The sequence below is a fragment of the Pseudomonas sp. EA_65y_Pfl2_P78 genome, assembly GCF_963970495.1.
In the GTDB taxonomy this organism is placed as follows: Bacteria; Pseudomonadota; Gammaproteobacteria; order Pseudomonadales; family Pseudomonadaceae; genus Aquipseudomonas; species Aquipseudomonas baetica_A.
The window spans coordinates 1-15,780 of record NZ_CAXAON010000047.1 but is presented as its reverse complement, the minus strand read 5'-3'; the positions used below and the strand labels follow the sequence as shown (position 1 = coordinate 15,780).

General features: G+C 57.3%; 11 protein-coding genes and 2 pseudogenes. 6 read left to right on the top strand and 7 right to left on the bottom strand.

Annotated features, from left to right (window positions below):
• Positions 1 to 351: 351 nt before the first annotated feature.
• The 5 genes and pseudogenes from AACY02_RS24415 (at position 352) to AACY02_RS24400 (ending at position 2,853) form a co-directional block, all read left to right on the top strand.
• Complete coding sequence (locus tag AACY02_RS24415; RefSeq protein ID WP_339434134.1) at positions 352 to 1,473, top strand: colicin E3/pyocin S6 family cytotoxin; 1,122 nt, start codon at positions 352 to 354, stop codon at positions 1,471 to 1,473.
• Positions 1,474 to 1,485: 12 nt separating this feature from the next.
• Positions 1,486 to 1,725, top strand: a complete 240-nt coding sequence (locus AACY02_RS24410) for a pyocin S6 family toxin immunity protein (RefSeq protein WP_339434133.1) — start codon at positions 1,486 to 1,488, stop codon at positions 1,723 to 1,725.
• A 190-nt stretch (positions 1,726 to 1,915) separates the two neighbouring features.
• A pseudogene (locus AACY02_RS24405) lies at positions 1,916 to 2,086 on the top strand (colicin E3/pyocin S6 family cytotoxin); the annotation flags it as partial.
• Positions 2,083 to 2,235, top strand: coding sequence for a DUF7683 domain-containing protein (locus AACY02_RS26110; RefSeq protein WP_445261496.1), 153 nt, complete (start codon positions 2,083 to 2,085; stop codon positions 2,233 to 2,235). The pseudogene AACY02_RS24405 and the gene AACY02_RS26110, both read left to right, overlap by 4 nt.
• Before the next feature lie 141 nt (positions 2,236 to 2,376).
• Entirely contained in the window at positions 2,377 to 2,853 is a 477-nt protein-coding gene (locus tag AACY02_RS24400; RefSeq protein WP_339434132.1) for a hypothetical protein, read from the top strand.
• Positions 2,854 to 2,935: 82 nt separating this feature from the next.
• Here the strand turns inward: AACY02_RS24400 and AACY02_RS24395 are convergent, their stop codons facing one another.
• On the bottom strand, positions 2,936 to 3,679 hold the full coding sequence (locus AACY02_RS24395; protein WP_339434131.1) for a hypothetical protein: 744 nt from the start codon (positions 3,677 to 3,679) through the stop codon (positions 2,936 to 2,938).
• 43 nt (positions 3,680 to 3,722) lie between these two features.
• Between AACY02_RS24395 and AACY02_RS24390 the strand changes: the two are divergent.
• Positions 3,723 to 3,860, top strand: a pseudogene (locus tag AACY02_RS24390) (LysR family transcriptional regulator); the annotation flags it as partial.
• On the opposite strand, the gene AACY02_RS24385 reads toward AACY02_RS24390, so the two are convergent.
• From AACY02_RS24385 to recC, 6 genes are all read right to left on the bottom strand, one after another.
• Positions 3,857 to 4,351, bottom strand: a complete 495-nt coding sequence (locus AACY02_RS24385; protein ID WP_339434130.1) for an OmpA family protein — start codon at positions 4,349 to 4,351, stop codon at positions 3,857 to 3,859. The pseudogene AACY02_RS24390 and the gene AACY02_RS24385 overlap by 4 nt on opposite strands.
• A 5-nt stretch (positions 4,352 to 4,356) precedes the next feature.
• Positions 4,357 to 5,625 carry a diguanylate cyclase domain-containing protein gene (locus AACY02_RS24380; RefSeq protein ID WP_339434129.1) on the bottom strand — a complete coding sequence of 423 codons (1,269 nt, stop codon included), beginning with the start codon at positions 5,623 to 5,625 and terminating at the stop codon, positions 4,357 to 4,359.
• The gene (locus tag AACY02_RS24375) at positions 5,622 to 6,197 is read right to left on the bottom strand and encodes a YfiR family protein (protein WP_221730501.1); all 576 of its coding nucleotides are present in this window, start codon (positions 6,195 to 6,197) and stop codon (positions 5,622 to 5,624) included. Before AACY02_RS24375 ends, AACY02_RS24380 begins: the two co-directional genes overlap by 4 nt.
• A 122-nt stretch (positions 6,198 to 6,319) precedes the next feature.
• On the bottom strand, positions 6,320 to 8,425 hold the full coding sequence (recD, locus tag AACY02_RS24370) for an exodeoxyribonuclease V subunit alpha (RefSeq protein WP_339434128.1): 2,106 nt from the start codon (positions 8,423 to 8,425) through the stop codon (positions 6,320 to 6,322).
• Positions 8,422 to 12,111: an exodeoxyribonuclease V subunit beta gene (recB, locus tag AACY02_RS24365; RefSeq protein ID WP_339434127.1), complete on the bottom strand. Its 3,690-nt coding sequence runs from the start codon at positions 12,109 to 12,111 to the stop codon at positions 8,422 to 8,424. The genes recD and recB overlap by 4 nt, the downstream gene beginning before the upstream one ends.
• A complete protein-coding gene (recC, locus tag AACY02_RS24360; protein ID WP_339434126.1) occupies positions 12,108 to 15,560 on the bottom strand; it encodes an exodeoxyribonuclease V subunit gamma in 3,453 nt (1,150 codons plus the stop codon). The genes recB and recC overlap by 4 nt, the downstream gene beginning before the upstream one ends.
• Positions 15,561 to 15,780 lie beyond the last annotated feature (220 nt).

The window sequence follows — 15,780 nt, the reverse complement described above, 5'->3', positions numbered from 1 at the left end:
GGCCGGATCGTAGCGAGGTCAGCACGCCCTTTTCAACCGTTTTGTAACAGGGGTTGGTACACGACTTGTAACTTTGAAAGCGCATCGAAGCCCATATCTTGATTGTTCGAATTTAACGCTGTCATGGCGGCTGCATTGTCGAAGATTGCGATGAAAGCGCTACGGCAAACTGCCACCATTCAAAGTCCTTTCCCAACCATTTATCCTCCGCACCTCCAGCAATTGACATGGAACATAGGGAACTTTCAGCACGGCTTTTGGGATTTGTCCTACAGCCATTGCATGAGCTTCCCGCAACGTCGATGCTGCCCAGCTACAGGCTGGAACTCCCCAAGGACGAAAGGAAGCGGCATGTCTGGCTATGTACCCAACCCGCCAAAGGGCTACCGCTACAGCGGTGTTGAGCCTGTCGATATCCATGCCCAGCGTTGGGCGGAATACAAAGACCTATCACCAAAACCAGAAGACAAGCCCGACACAATGGGCTGTGTGTTTGCCAAGAGCTGCAACCTCCCTGATGGTGTGATCGACCACAAGAACCCATCCGGGTTTGTGCCTGTTGAGAAACTGGCCGACTACGGACTGTGGGCTGTGCTTGGAACCGGGGCAGCGATTACCGCCCAAGGCACCCCACTCCAACTGGTGGGCGGGTCTGCTACTGGCAGTGCAATTGCTAAACGTCTTGGCGGGTCGCTATCACTGGGCCTGCTGAAAGGATCAGGTGTTGTTGCTGCTGGCTTTGTAACAGGTACGGTTGGGATGCTGATCCCGAACACCAGCATTTCACCTGATAGCGCCTTCTACAACAACGATCAATACGCAACGCTTGAAACTGGCCGCACCCGTGTACGCGTCAACGTGAAGACTTTGCCGGATGGCTCCGTTAACGCCTACGGCTTCTACACGGGCGGTAAAACGGACTGGGAGAATGTCCCTGTCATCAAGGGCGATAAAGTCGGTGAGACATATGTTGCTGACATCGGCAACGGGATTGGGCTCACTTGGACGCCAGCGGTAAACCCAGATGGCGTACTGGGCATTCCTGCACTGGAAGGTGCTCCGCAATTGCCACCAGTGTGGGTTTATCCGCCGACCGAACAGGCCAATAAGATATTGGTCAATCCGGTGCATCCACCAGACTACCAAGATGCAATCATCACATTTCCTAACGCCGATATTCAGCCGATTTACATTTCGCTGAGCGTATCAGGTGACCATAGCTATCACCCGGCCCCCGCTGACGGGCTGGCAGCATTTCCCGACGCAGTAAGCACGAGAAGCAAAAGCTCTGTTCAAGGCGGTGGCAAAAAACGCGCTCGCTGGAAGGACAGTAAGGGCCGAATTTACGAATGGGACAGCCAGCACGGAGCAGTTGAAATGTACGACAAGCAGGGCAAGCACTTGGGGGAGTTCGACGCGGAAACAGGCGAGCAAACCAAGGCAGCAAAACCCGGAAGAACCACCCCTAAATAGAGAGAAAAAACCATGCATTTATGGATCAGCGGTTTTTTGGACGAAGATAACGAAGACGACTCGTTGAAGTACTCTTTAACAGTTCTGCCTGAATTTGAAAAAGCGGTAATGGGTATTCTCGGATGGCAAAGTCTTGCGGCTGAATGTGATGGCGAGCTTCTACTAACGCCTGAGCAAGTCCGGCAAATTTCAACTGCAATGAATGAGCAATTGCCAACTGAATTAGATCTTTTTATTGGTGTACGAGGCTGAAAATTTTCGATTGCCAGTCCTCTCGTGCGAACAGGCAAGCAAGAACCAAAGGCACGCTATAGGGATAGAGCGGGGAAAGCGTGGATCATTCGAGCTGCACCATGCAGACGAAGTAGCCAAGGGTGGGAAAGTCCACGATGTCGATAAGCTGGAAAACCGCCACTTCGGAGAGGAGCTTCCCATGATCAGCGGGGGGCTGCGCAAACGGTGGAAAACTAGGGATGGCAGTATTCTCGAGTGGGATAGCCAGCATGGTGCTGTTGAGATGTACAACAAACGCGGCAAGCACCTCGGGGAGTTTGATCCCGAGACTGGACAGCAAACTAAAGACGCAAATAAGACTCGCGAGGTCGAACCGTGAAATACACCGTTGAAGCTTTTGACAAAGAAACCGAATTTTTAGCTTTTGAGATCGACCTTCCGAACGGGTGTGATGTTCAGTTAGCTAAAATCATGAACTGGTCTTCACCTCAACGCGGAGATGAGGGTTATAACCTTAGCGTCGCATAGCTCGCAGCCATTGAGGCTTTAGCAGGCAGGCGAATTTTCGACCCGGGTTTTATCTTCCAGCTCACCTGTAATTTGAGCTGACCTGCGCCGCTCAAGGCTTGCCGGGATTCAAAGAATAATCAATGGAGTGTGAAAGAAAATATGGAGCTTCGCCCTGATTTAATGCCTCCGTTGCTGGACGAGTCTTTGGTTGCTCGACTGACGAAACTTTCCGAAGAAATTGATTGCGGGCACGAAGAACACACCCAGAGTCAGGTGGCAGCATTCAATCGGGAAGCAATGACCGCACTTGAGTTCATCGACTTTCAGGGAATCTATGGTGGGCAATCTCACGACACATGGGTTCGCAAGGTCTTAGCAACACCGTATGAGCGGCGCGTGACCGACGTGACCAAGCAAGAGTTGGTTGAGCTGGCTCGAAGGGTTATGGAGGGTGATGGCGATGACCATGAAGTCGAGTTCTGGTTGAGCATGTTGGCAATCAACATACCCAATGCACGCATATCCGATCTGATCTTCTGGCCAGACGAATACTTCGATGAAGCAGATTATCCACAGCAACTATCCCCAGAGCAGGTGATAGAAATAGCGTTGAAAGACAAAGATGTAGTGCTGTAATCAAGACCCGCCCACACCAAAGGACTGTCATCCTGCACGGCGGTTAAACTGAAGGTGTGAGCGAGCGATAAAGATCGCTACATCACTCGATCCAGCCAGTTCCTGGCCCCGCCGATTTTTGGAAATAGCTATAGGGTGGGGTCGCTTGTGTAGCAGCCTGAAAAAATAAGTTTGCTGGATATCCGGCGCCCCATCCGAGCTGCTTAACACGGTGCTCACGCAGTGCTACGAGATCCGCCCGTGAGTGAGTCTGCATGTCCAGTTCTCCAAGAGCCGACGCGATTGTTCCATGGCAAATCTTGGTTTCCTTCAGGGTTGAGGTTTTTTGGTCTTGCCCACGGTCAGCCAAGTAGAGCGCCGAGAGAATCTCAAACGTCATCGCTGGCGACAGTACAGAAAGGGACACGGGAACGTTCTCTACGGACTTCACGGACCTGGTCGAACCGCCAACAGGTCCAGCATTACTATCGTGCAAATCGCCCCACACCTGCGTGACGTTACCATCACGTCCTGACTCAAACAGTTCCACCGAGACAGCACGGAAGTGTTCTTTCAGCTTGCTCCACGGCGCCTCGGGGTTCTCCAGATGAAAGGCCCTGACGAATCCAGCGAGCTGCTCTGAGGCGTCCAATGCGTCCCGCCTGTTACTGGTCTGAAGAGAAACCGCAGCAGCCTCAGTGATGCTACCCGTAGCCCTGAGATGCATGTAGTAAATACCGTTGCGTCTGTAGTGATAGGGCTTAGCAATCCTAATGGTTGGCTTCGAAGGAACAGCGAGGGTTGTAACGGTGTTTGTAACAGCAGGTCGAACTTCAAGGATGCTCATGGCGGATCCCCCCCATAATCATTGGGTTAACCTGAGTTCCTTGAAGTTCTGGATGTACTGCCGTGAGGACTTGCGCAAGTTGAAGCGGATCACCCTGTTGTGGGATTACATCCGTGAGGTGACCGAGCGTAATCAGGGTCTGTTGATAGGGCAGACTCGGGAGATGCGGTTTGCCGATTAATCAGCGCTGACCACAATCGACACCCGACGGTTTTCCGTACGGCCCGCCGCGGTGTCGTTGGACGCCACTGGCTCGCTGCTGCCCAGGCCTTGCAATTGAATGTTCTCTTGCTTCATGCCGACTGTGGCGAGCACTTTGGCAACACTCTTGGCGCGGCGTAGCGAGAGTTGCTGATTGTAATTTTCCTGGCCTGAAGCATCGGTGTGACCATCGACCCGCACGCGCTCGATGCCGACACCCATCAATGCTTTGCCGATGTGCTCGACGATCTCGGTGCTTTGTGTGTTCAGGCTTTCAACATCGCTGCCAAACAACACCTTACCGGACAGACCAAACTCCCAGCCTTCGTCGGTCAGCTCGAAGCCTTGTTGTTTAAGCACTGCGACTTGTGCCGGGGTCAGCCCCTTTTGCGGGGCAGTCTGGCAACCGGTCAGGGCCAGTGAGGCCAACAACAGCAGGGCAGAAATAATGCGAATTGAAAGTGTGAACACGAGAGTCAGCTCCTGGTTTGAACGGAATCGACCGGGTGCTCCGACCCAGCGGTGAATTGAGCGCCGCGAGACAAGCGCTTGGCTTGATACATTGCCGCGTCGGCAGCATCGAGCAAAGCACCCGGCGTGACGCCATGATCGGGATAAACCGCGATGCCGATGCTGAGCGAAGTCACGACACTGCTGTCGCCGGGCAGCGCGATGGGCATGTCCATGCTGGTGAGAATCTTGTCGGCAATGCGCTCGGCATCTTCGACTTTGTGCAGCGGCGTGAGCAACACGGCGAACTCATCACCGCCCAGTCGCGCCACCAGATCCTCCTCACGCAATTGCGCACGGACACGATTGGCGATGGCCACCAACACCGCGTCGCCGGCGGCATGGCCGAAACTGTCGTTGATCCCTTTGAAGCGATCACTGTCAAGAAACAACACCGCCACCCGCTCGTTGAGCTTGCTGGCGGTGCGCAGGGCACGGATCAAGCGGCCCTCGAAAAATGCCCGGTTAGGCAACCCGGTCAGGCTGTCGTGGCTGGCTTGGTGGGCAAGGGTTTCGTTTTCGCTTTGCAGATGGCTTTGCCAGGATTCGAGCTCGTCGAGCAAGGCATTGAAGTCGTTGCCGAGGTTGTCGAGCTCGGCGATCTGCGCCGGCGGCACGCGACGGTCCAGTGCTCGCTCACTGCGGGCGGCGTGGGCCACCGTAGCGAGGCTGTGCAGCGGGCCGATAATGCCACGCAACTGCCGACGCGCCAGATAGAGCGCCACCCAGGCACTGATCGCGGTACAGAGAAGGATCCCCGCCAGACCGCTCAGCAGAAAGCGCATCAGACTGCCGCCATGCCCCGTGAGCAGGATGCGTCCAATTTCACGATCCTGATGGAGGATCGGCAGGCTGATCGGTTTCTCCAGGATGGCGCGGGCGGTCTGCATTTCCAGTTCGGAGATCAAGCCGTTCTCCGGTCGCTGCCAGCGCGCTATCAGTTGGCCTTGAGCATCGAGCACCTGGGCATCGGCGACCTCCTCGGTGGAGGCAATCAATGCCAACGCTTCGGTGGCCGCAGCCTTGTCGTTAAACACCACCGCCGCTTCGACGGTGTAACTGATCGAGCGCGCAATCAGGTGCAAGTTGTGATCCGCATAGACCCGCAGCGCCAGAACGCCCAGCAGGGTCAGCGAAACACTGGCCATTGCCACAGCCACCAGCGCCACAATCAAATGCCCGCGACCGATGACCGAGCCCAGAGTGGGACGAACTTTGGAACTGAACCGTTTCATGGCGCCGCCGGTTTACGACGGGACAGTTGCAACACGCTTGGATGAATGCGCACGCCGCTACGCGCAACGGAGTCGAGATTGACTTCGAAGGCCACCTGATCGTCGCCCACCCGCAGGCAGAACAGGCTGCCGACCGTGCACTGATCGTCGCCTTCGCTGATGCTCAACACCGGATGGCCAATCAGTGAAGTGAACAGGCGACTGCGTTCATCTGCGGTCAGTTTGCCGATGTACACCGCATCGCATTCGCTGACGATGGCTGGGTTGTCGGCCAGCAGGCGACGCACAATGACCGGCCTGCCGGTGGCTTGAGTGGTGCCTTTGACCAGGTCATCGGTGTATTCGGTGGGGCCGACGATGCACAGGTGCAACTGCGCAGGTTCCACTGGCCAGCGTGCGTAGCTGAGGATGCCAAGAACGACCTTGGTGACAGAACGGGCACGCTGCTCAGCCATGCCCGTCGGCGTTTGCGGTTGCGCGACAGCCACACCCGCCAACAACCAGAGCAGACCGACAAGCACTACGTGCTTGCAGCGAACCACGCGCTCTGTCGCCCAGAAAGCCACCTTCATGCAGGTATTCTCTTCGATCGTAACGAAATGATGCCGCAACGATAGCACAGCGGTGAATCACCAGCGAAACAGCGACCCCTGACTGACTGGTCAGAAATTACCGAAAATCTTTGCGTTTACCTTCAAAGAGGCTCGGCACCCTCCTCCAGTTCCAGCATGAGCCCGCTCAGACGCTTGACCTTGCGCTGTACCGCCTCTTCAAATACACCGGTGCGCGGTTCGATCAGTGTGAACCAGTGCTTGGCCCGGGTAATACCGGTGTAGATCAATTCCTTGGTCAACACGGGATTCAAGGCATCCGGCAGAATCAGCGCCGTGTGGGCGAACTCCGAGCCCTGGGATTTGTGCACGGTCATGGCGTAAACGGTTTCGACGTCATTGAGCCGACTCGGCAACACGAAACGTACCCCGCCCTGACCGTCATTACGCGGGAAGGCTACGCGCAATACCGGCTTTCCAGCGTCAGGCCCTTCGCGTTCCGGCAGTTTGAGGGCGATGCCAATGTCACCGTTCATCAAACCAAGACCGTAGTCGTTACGGGTCATCAGTACCGGGCGGCCTTCGTACCATTGCTGGTCGTTCTCGATCAGACGTGCCTTGAGCAGCGCGGCGGTGATGCGTTGGTTGAGGCCTTCAACACCCCATGGCCCTTTGCGCACCGCGCACAACAACTGAAAGGTGTCGAACGCTTGTAAGACTTCACGGGCCCAACTGATCCAGTCCGGATGCTCGAGCGGCCTGCCCAGAGGTGGACGCTGATTGCGCAGCACACTCAGATAATGCCGATAACCTTGCGGGCCATCGCCATGGCCTTCGAGCAGCAGGCGCTCCAGTTTGTGATCGTGCTCGCCCTTGAGCAGCAACGAAAACACATCGTCATAGTGCCCCGTCGCCAGCAACTGCCGCGCCTCCTCCGGTAACTGCTGATTGACCCGTCGCGCGAGCTGGCCGATGCCGCTGCCCTCGCCGAAGCGCCGCGAGTGACGCAACATGACCACTTGCTGAGCCAATGGATGGGAACCGTCGAGGTCTTCATGCAAACCGCCGGCCGCCAGGGATTCGCCGCTGACCGACTCCAGCCACTGCCGGGTCTGCGGGCTGTACCAACCGTCTTCGGCATCACGGCACAGATCCCCCAGCACCGCACCGGCCTCCACGGAGGCCAGTTGATCCTTGTCGCCCAGTAACACCAAACGCGCATGCGGCGGTAACGCGTCGAGCAGATTGGCCATCATTTCCAGATCAATCATCGACGCTTCGTCGACCACCAGCACATCCAATGGCAAGCGGTTACCGGCATGGTGCCGGAAGTGCCGGGTGCCGGGACGGCTGCCGAGCAAGCGATGCACCGTGGTGACGTCGCAGGGGATCTTGGCCCGCACGTTTTCGGCGACTGTCAGCGTTTGCACTTGCTGACTGATCGACTCGGTCAACCGCGCAGCCGCTTTGCCAGTCGGTGCTGCCAGACGAATGCGCAGTGGTAGGCCTGCCTCGACCGCCGGCGCCTGAAGCAGCGCGAGCAAACGCACCACGGTGGTGGTTTTACCGGTGCCGGGACCGCCCGTGATAATGCTGAAGGCACCCCGCGTGGCAAGAGCACAGGCGAGTTTCTGCCAGTCGACCACCTCGCCAGGCTTGGCTGAGCCGAACAGTTCATCCAGTCGCTGCGGCAGATCACCCGGCGTCGCCTCAACTTGGGCGAGACGTTGGCGTAGCGCCGAATCGATACGGCGCTCGTAAGCCCAATAGCGTCGCAGGTACAACCGCTTTGATGACAAGACCAACGGCCGCTGCTGCGCCGCATCACGGCTATCCGCCGCCAGGGCGACCAAGGGACTGCCCGCCAGAACCTTGCACCAATGGGCGCCATCGAGCGTTTCAAGCAGTTGCGAGGGCAATAACAGCACACCCCCTTGCACATCGCCTTCGGGCGGGAGCGACAGGGCAAAATCCGGGGCTTTAAGGGTTTCAAACAAATCCAGACACACATGGCCATGCCCGAGCTGATGGCTGGTCAGTGCCGCAGCGAGCAATACCAGTGGATCGGTATCCGGCTCAAGCTCGTGAAGAAATGCCACGAACGCCTTGTCGAGCGCACGCAACCAACCTCGCTCAACCCAACGATTGAGCAGCAACAGCAAGTCTTCAGCACGGGTCAGAGGCGAGAGCGAGGACAGGCTGTCGGCTGTCAACGGGGTCGGCAGCAGATCGTCGAAGGTGCGACTCATAGCAGGACTCCCTGTTCCCATGCGGGCTCGGCCTTGGGTTCGGGTTTGCCTTGGAACATCCGGTCGAGGCGCTCAATCAATTCACGGGGCGGACGGGCAAAATATACACCGCGACTGTCTGCGCGAGTCCCGCGCAGAAACAGATACAGCGCACCGCCGAGATGCCGGTCGTAATCGTAATCTGGCAAGCGAGCCTTGAGCTGACGATGTAACGCCAACAGGTACAACACGTATTGCAGGTCGTAGCGGTTGTCGAGGATCGACTGCTCCATGGCCTGCGCGGTGTAGGCCAGTTCATCAACGCCCAGCCAGTTGGATTTGTAGTCGGCCACGTAATAACGACCATCGTGTTCAAAGGTCAGGTCGATGAATCCTTTGAACATGCCATTGAGCTGCACCGGCTCTGCCGCCACCCGTGCCACGCCATTGTGGGTGTACTGACGCACCAGTTCGTCGAGTTTGACTACGTCGACTTTATGGCTGGCGAACCAGAACTCCATCTCGACGCGGTACTGCTTCAATTGCTCAAGAATGACGGGAGGCTGCCCGTCAGCGATTGGCAACGGGGATTTGAGCAGATGTTGCAGCCAGTCACTCAGGGTGGTGATCCAGCCTTCCCATCCACGAAGGTTGCAGCGACGGGCAATCGCATCCTCCAGCGCCTCGCGGGAAACGGCAAAACTGTCTTCACCTGCCCACTCCAGCAGACCGTGAAGGAACGTTCCCGGGTTGGGACCACGAGGGAAACGATGAATATCCGCACCGCCGGCAATGATGTCTCGCGGAGCATCGGGATCAAGGCGTTCATCATCAAACAACTTTTGTGCTTGAGGACTGTCAGGCGCTTCATCACTGCCCACACTCAAAATGTCGCTGATGCGCAATGCACTGTAGGACGCAATCCACCAGTTTTCACTGGCCTTGCGCTTGGGCGATAGCGTGGCACAGAGCACAGCGTCATTGCGTGGAGGCAGGTAATGCTCGTCGGCGGCCTGGGGCATTTCACCCGTGCTGATTGCCGGGCAGTCGCGTTGCAGGTCTTGCAGCCAGCGATTCAGCGCACTGGACTCCCCCAGAGATGCTCCGCCACCCAGCAAGTAACCCAGCGCCGAAAGGTGCAGCACCGAGCTGTTGTTATTGCCGCGTTTGAGATCCGTTACTCCCAGCCAACAAGCATGCTGCGCACGGGTCAGGGCCACGTAGAGCAAGCGCAGATCCTCGGCCAGACGTTCGTCGTCCGCTTGCGCAATCAATTCGGCCGTCGGCCTCAGACTCACTTGAGCCTTGCCCGATGCATCGTGGTAATGCAGCGGCAACCGGCTGCCATCCACTGGTTTGGCCGAACAGATGAAGGGCAGAAATACCAAGGGATACTCAAGGCCTTTGGACTTGTGAATGGTCACGACTTTGACCAGTTGCTCATCACTTTCCAAACGCAGAATCTGCTCTTCACCGGCCTGACCGGACAACGCCAGAAGCTCGGCCAAGTGGCGGATCAACGCTTGCTCACCATCCAGCTCCGCAGCGGCTTGCTGCATCAGCTCGGACAGGTGCAGAAGGTTGGTCAGCACGCGCTCACCGTCACTGCGGGTCATCAGGGTTTGCGGCAAATGAAAATCGTGCAGCAGGCGTCGCAACATCGGCAGGACGCCTTGTTTGCGCCACAGCTCACGGTAGCCACGGAACTGCATGACGCGAGCTTCCCACACCAGTTCGTCCTGATTCAGACGCTCCAGCTCCGCCAATGGCAGGTTCAGGGTGATGCAGGCCAGCGCAGCCTTGAGCGAGCGCTCGACATCCGGTTCGGCGCAAGCCTTAAGCCAGGACAGCAGGTCGTGAGCTTCTTGCGCGGCGAATACCGAATCCTTGTCCGACAAATACACGCTGCGCACGCCACGGGCAGCGAGTTCGCCGCGCACAGCCTGGGCCTCTTTACCGTCACGCACCAGGATCGCGATGTCAGAAGGGCGCAGACCTCTGAAGTCTTTACCCTCTTGTACGAATCCAGCAACACCTGCTTGCCCCCCATTGAGCAACGCGGTGATTTCACTGGCACATGCCGATGCCAACTGCTGACGATAGACCACGCCAGAAAGGGGCTGATCGGAAGACAATAGCCAGACATTCAGCGCCGCAACGTCTTGCCCGGCAATCTGCAGTGTTTCTTTACGGCCCTGCGCGTCGACAGGTTGAAACGGCACCGGGTTCTCACCGTTTTTCTCCCGGAACAAAAACGCGCCGCGTCCCTGCTCTCGGGATTCGGCGCGTTCGAATATGTGGTTGACCGCGTCCACCATGCCATGGCTTGAACGGAAGTTGGTGCCCAATGTATGCAGTCGGCCTGTCGTGGCTTGCCGGGCGCGCAGATAGGTGTAGATGTCCGCACCGCGGAACGCGTAGATCGCCTGCTTGGGGTCGCCGATCAGAAACAGACCGGTATCCGGATTGTTTTCTTCGATGCGGTAAATGCTCTCGAAGATTCGGTACTGCACCGGATCGGTGTCCTGGAATTCGTCGATCAACGCGACCGGGAACTGTTCGCGGATCAACGTCGCGAGGCGCTCGCCCCCGTCAGATTGCAGGGCTGCATCCAGGCGCAATAGCATGTCGTCAAAGCCCATTTCGGCGCGGCGACGCTTCTCTTCCTCAAAACGCGCACCTACCCATTTGGCGGCATGTTGCAGAACGGCGGCGTCGGGGGTCGGCAAAGCATCGAGACTCGATTTGAGGCTCGACATGGCATCCAGCCCGGGATGACGTGGGACCTGGCCTTTCCAGGCCTCAGCCATACCGTCGGGCGTCAGTCGAGTGAATCCGGTGCCGATGTCGAGCTGCTCGAGGCACTCGTCCTCGGCCCAGGCTTTGAGCTTCTCGAACCACGGTTCAAAGTAGCGCGCCTGCATCTTGCGACCGTCGACGGTTTTGCTCGCGACGCCCTGATGACAGATGGCGAGTAACTCGTCGGCCCACTGACGCCAAGGCATTTTCAGTTCGATCAGCGCTGCACGGCGCTCTTGCAGACACTCGTCGATCAGCTCCGCCGGGGGCTTGCCTTCGTCGCTGTCGCGTTCACTGGCGAACAGGCCACGCACCCGAGGCAACAACGCAGCAGGCCCGCCCCAATTGCTGCGAACCCAATTCAAGGCATCGCCCTGCATCGGATAACAGAACAGTCGCCAGTAATCGCGCAGCACTTCCCCGAGCAAATCGCTGTGATCAGTCTCCAGCGACTGAGTGAACAGGCTGCCGCTGTCGAAAGCGTGCTCGCGCAACATGCGCTGACACCAACTGTGAATGGTGGAAACCGCCGCTTCGTCCATCCATTGCGCGGCGATATCGAGACGGTTGGCGCAACCGGGCCATTGCTGAGATTCGAATTGTTCGCGCAGCTGCGCGATCAATCCGTCAGGAGCGGGTATCTCGTCTCTGAAGAAGCGCGCGGCCTCGGCAAGGCGAGTGCGAATTCGCTCGCGCAACTCTTTCGTGGCAGCATCGGTGAACGTCACCACAAGAATCTGCGGTGGCAACAGTTCTCGGGCAAAACCATTCGATTCGCCGCCATGGCCCAGAATCAGACGCAGATACAGCGCAGAAATAGTGAAGGTTTTACCGGTGCCGGCACTGGCTTCGATCAACTGGCTACCACGTAATGGGAATGCCAGAGCCAGCGGTATTTTCTTGCTCATGACCGAGCTCCTTCGCTGGACAACGAACGCCAGGGCGCTTCAAGCAAAGGACGATACAAGGTATCGCACCAACCGGAGAACGTCTCGTCTGCGAGTAAGGCCTCAAAGTCGGCATATTGCCGTGACAGCGCCGGGCTTTCGCGGCGCTCGCCCTCACTGGTTTGGCCATCACCCTCATAGGCTTTACGCGCCGCGGCTTCAGCCTTGAGCGGATCAGTCTGTGATAACCAGGCGAATGCGGTCTTTACCGCGATCGGCAGTGGTTGCCGCATTCCAGCCTGCCAGGCGAGAAGAAGATCCCCAAGGAAACGAACAGCTCTGTCTGGCTCCATCGGTTCGAGCAGCAAGGTGTCATCGCTGGCCACCAACGCCGTGGCCATCGGAAGTCCGCTGGCGCAGGCGACCAAGTGATTAACCCAAGGCTTGGTCAGTCGATGCCATTTGCGATTCTTGATCGAGCCGATGCTGTTGGGGATGGTCGTGACTGACAACACGCCACCGTCGGCACGTTGATGCAAGCCCGAAAGCCAACCTTCAAGGCGTAAGCCCTGCAGCTCCATAGAGATCGGGATGGCACTGGTCAACGGTGTCGGCCATAACGTCAGTAACTGTTGATAGCGCTGCAACAGATCGGGTAACGGCTCGATCAACTCACGTTGCAGACATTCACCAAAACCGGCCATGGGTAGAAGTCCGCTGTTTTGCAAACGCAGGGCTTGAACCGCGAGCGCCTGCTCGACATTATCCGGCTGTCTGAGCGCAGCTTCGAGCAAGCTGTCGCTGAGTGTATATCGCTGCAAAGCGTCCAGGACAAAAGGCTCTTCGTCGGCGAGCGGCGCTTCGGCGGCTTCGAAATACACCTTGAGGCGCTGGGCGAAAAAGTGTCGGACGGGGTTACGCAAGAAGTCCTGCAGCAGGGCAAGGCTCAGCGGCTCTTCTTGAACAAACGGAGCGAGCAACTCCACCTCGTTTTGGGGCGCCTGATGTTGATGCAATACCTGCCATTCGCTGGCATAGCTGAACAGTTGATCGCCCTCATGAAAATAGCGCGCACTGAACGGTTGCAGAGGATGCTCCTCGGTCATGGCGTGCAATAAATCCTGACGTTCGTCGACTAATCGCCAACCGCTGGCAAGGTGATCGCGCAACTGGCCGATCAGCACCGAAGCCGGCCGCTCACTGTTGTCACGAATGCTGCGGCCGACCCAACTGATGTAGAGCTGATGACGGGCAGACAGCAGCGCCTCGAGCAAAAGATAGCGATCATCCTCTCGCCGGGAACGATCTCCCGGACGGTAATCGCTGCCCATAAGATCGAAATCGAGCGGCGGTTGCGCGCGGGGGTAATCGCCGTCGTTCATCCCCAGCAAACAGACGAGTTTGAAGGGAATGGCACGCATGGGCATCAACGTACAAAAATTTACTGCACCGGCGAGAAAGCGTTGGGACAGTCTGCCCTGATCCAGTCCAGCGAGCCAGGCCTCGCGAACCACGGTCAGCGGCAATTCATCTTTCAGGCCCACAGCCTCGCAGGTCTCCAGCCAGGTTTCACGAAGCTCTTCCAACTGGGTGAGCAGGTAGTCATCGTGCTCGTTGCTGGCCTTGAAGAACAACTGCATCAGCGCCTGCAAGCGATGACCCCACACGTTGGGTTGAGCCGGTTGCGTGAGTTCCTGATGAGCGAGTTCCAGTGCATCGAGCAAGGCAACCAATGGCCCGATCAGTGCAGCATCCAATCCGCCGATTTCGTCGTAGGGTTCGATACCCGCACAGGCATTGGCGCTGCCAACGGCATAGCCCAGCAACATTCGGCGCAAGCCAAAATGCCAGCTGTTCTGCTCCAGTTCGTCCGGCAAGCCTAGACCGGCACGTTGTTCAGCGTTCATTCCCCAGCGCACGCCGGCGCCTTCGATCCAGCGATGCAGCGTCGGTAAATCGCGCTCCTCCATACCGAAACGCGCACGTAATGCTGGAACGTCAAGCAGGTCGAGAATTTCGCTCACCGGAAAGCGGCTGTCAGGCAGTTTAAGTAGATGCTCGACGGCGATCAGCAATGGATCCCGACCACGCTGGCCCTGATCCGCCAGGGTAAATGGGATGCAACGTGGGTCATGTCGATCAAGCTGACCAAACACTGCACGGATATGCGGGGCATAGCTGTCGATGTCCGGCACCATCACAATTACATCGCGCGGCCGTAAATCCGGGTTGGCACTGAAGCGTGCCAACAGCTGGTCATGGAGGATTTCAACTTCGCGTTGGGCGCTGTGGGCAATGTGAAAACGGATCGACTGATCTTCGTTCAGCTCAACAGGAGGCCAGTGCTCGCGTGTCTCATTGAGTGGCCGCAGTTCCAGGATGTCGTCCTGTAGTTGATTAAGCAGATTCTGTGGCCGGGTCTCACTGAACAGATCGATACGTCCGTCGCGGAAAGCTGCGCGATAGCTATTCGGATCGTCATAGCTGTCGAGCAAGTTGATGTAGTCACGACCTTGCTTGCCCCATGCTGCGAGAAGCGGGTGGGCGTGTTGGTGCAGTATTTCCTGATCCAGGATCACCGGCATACCGCTCCTGCGGGACTGGCGCTTGTATTGATGACGCAGTAAGTCCTTATCAGCGACGATATCGGCCCAGTGATGACGACATGGGTTGTGTACACACAGCAGAACCTGACTGAAACGTGCGAGCCCGGCCAGTGCTTCAAGCACTTGGGCTGGCAAGGAAGAAATCCCGAAAACGATCACTCGCGAAGGAATCCCTTTTGGGGCTTCTTCAATCGTATTGATGCGTTCGATAAATCGCTGATGAACACCGGCACGACTTTGAGCCATGCCCAACTCTCCAACGTCATCCAGCAACGCACGCCACAACTCGGCTTGCCAGCAACTGGTAGGCGGCAGTGGTTTTACTTCGCCTCTGACGTTGCGCAATTGATGCCGTCCCTCAGCCCAATCCTCCAGCCAGTCGGCTCTATATACCTGGTACTGGTCAAAGAGATCCGCCAGACGCTCGGATAACTGATAGCGCTTGCGCAAGTCGGTGTCGTGAGTGAGAAAGCGTTGCAGTGGTTCGAAATGCGGACGGTCGATGACCTGAGGTAGCAGGCGCATGAGCCGCCAGGTCAGCGGAGCTTTATCAAGCAGGGATTTGGCTGGAATTTCATCTCGGCCCAAGACCATGCGATAGAGCTGCCACATGAAACTGCCAGGCAATTGCACATCAATCGCGGCGGCGATACCGCAGCCGCCGAGGTCATCGTCTTCAGGATCTTCGGCCAAGGCCAATTTGAGCCACTGGGCAATACCGTTGCTCTGAACCAGAGCAATTTCGTTTTCCAGGGGGGCCAGTGGATAGCGCCGCATTATGCTGACCACCAGGCTGCGCAGTTCATCCAGGCTATTGCTCTGAACCACCATGAATGCAGCGTTGAGGGACTGGGCGTCCGGCATAAAAGCTTCCTTGGGAAAGAACAAAAGCCAGGGCAGAACCTTAGCACTGTCGGCAGGTTGTGACAGCCGGAAGAAGGCCCTACGGGCTGTAAGAACTTTCCTGCGGGCAAAACAAAACCCCAACTGCTTTCGCAATTGGGGTTTCGGAATTTAATCTTGACGATGACCTACTCTCACATGGGGAAACCCCACACTACCATCGGCGATGCATCGTTTCACT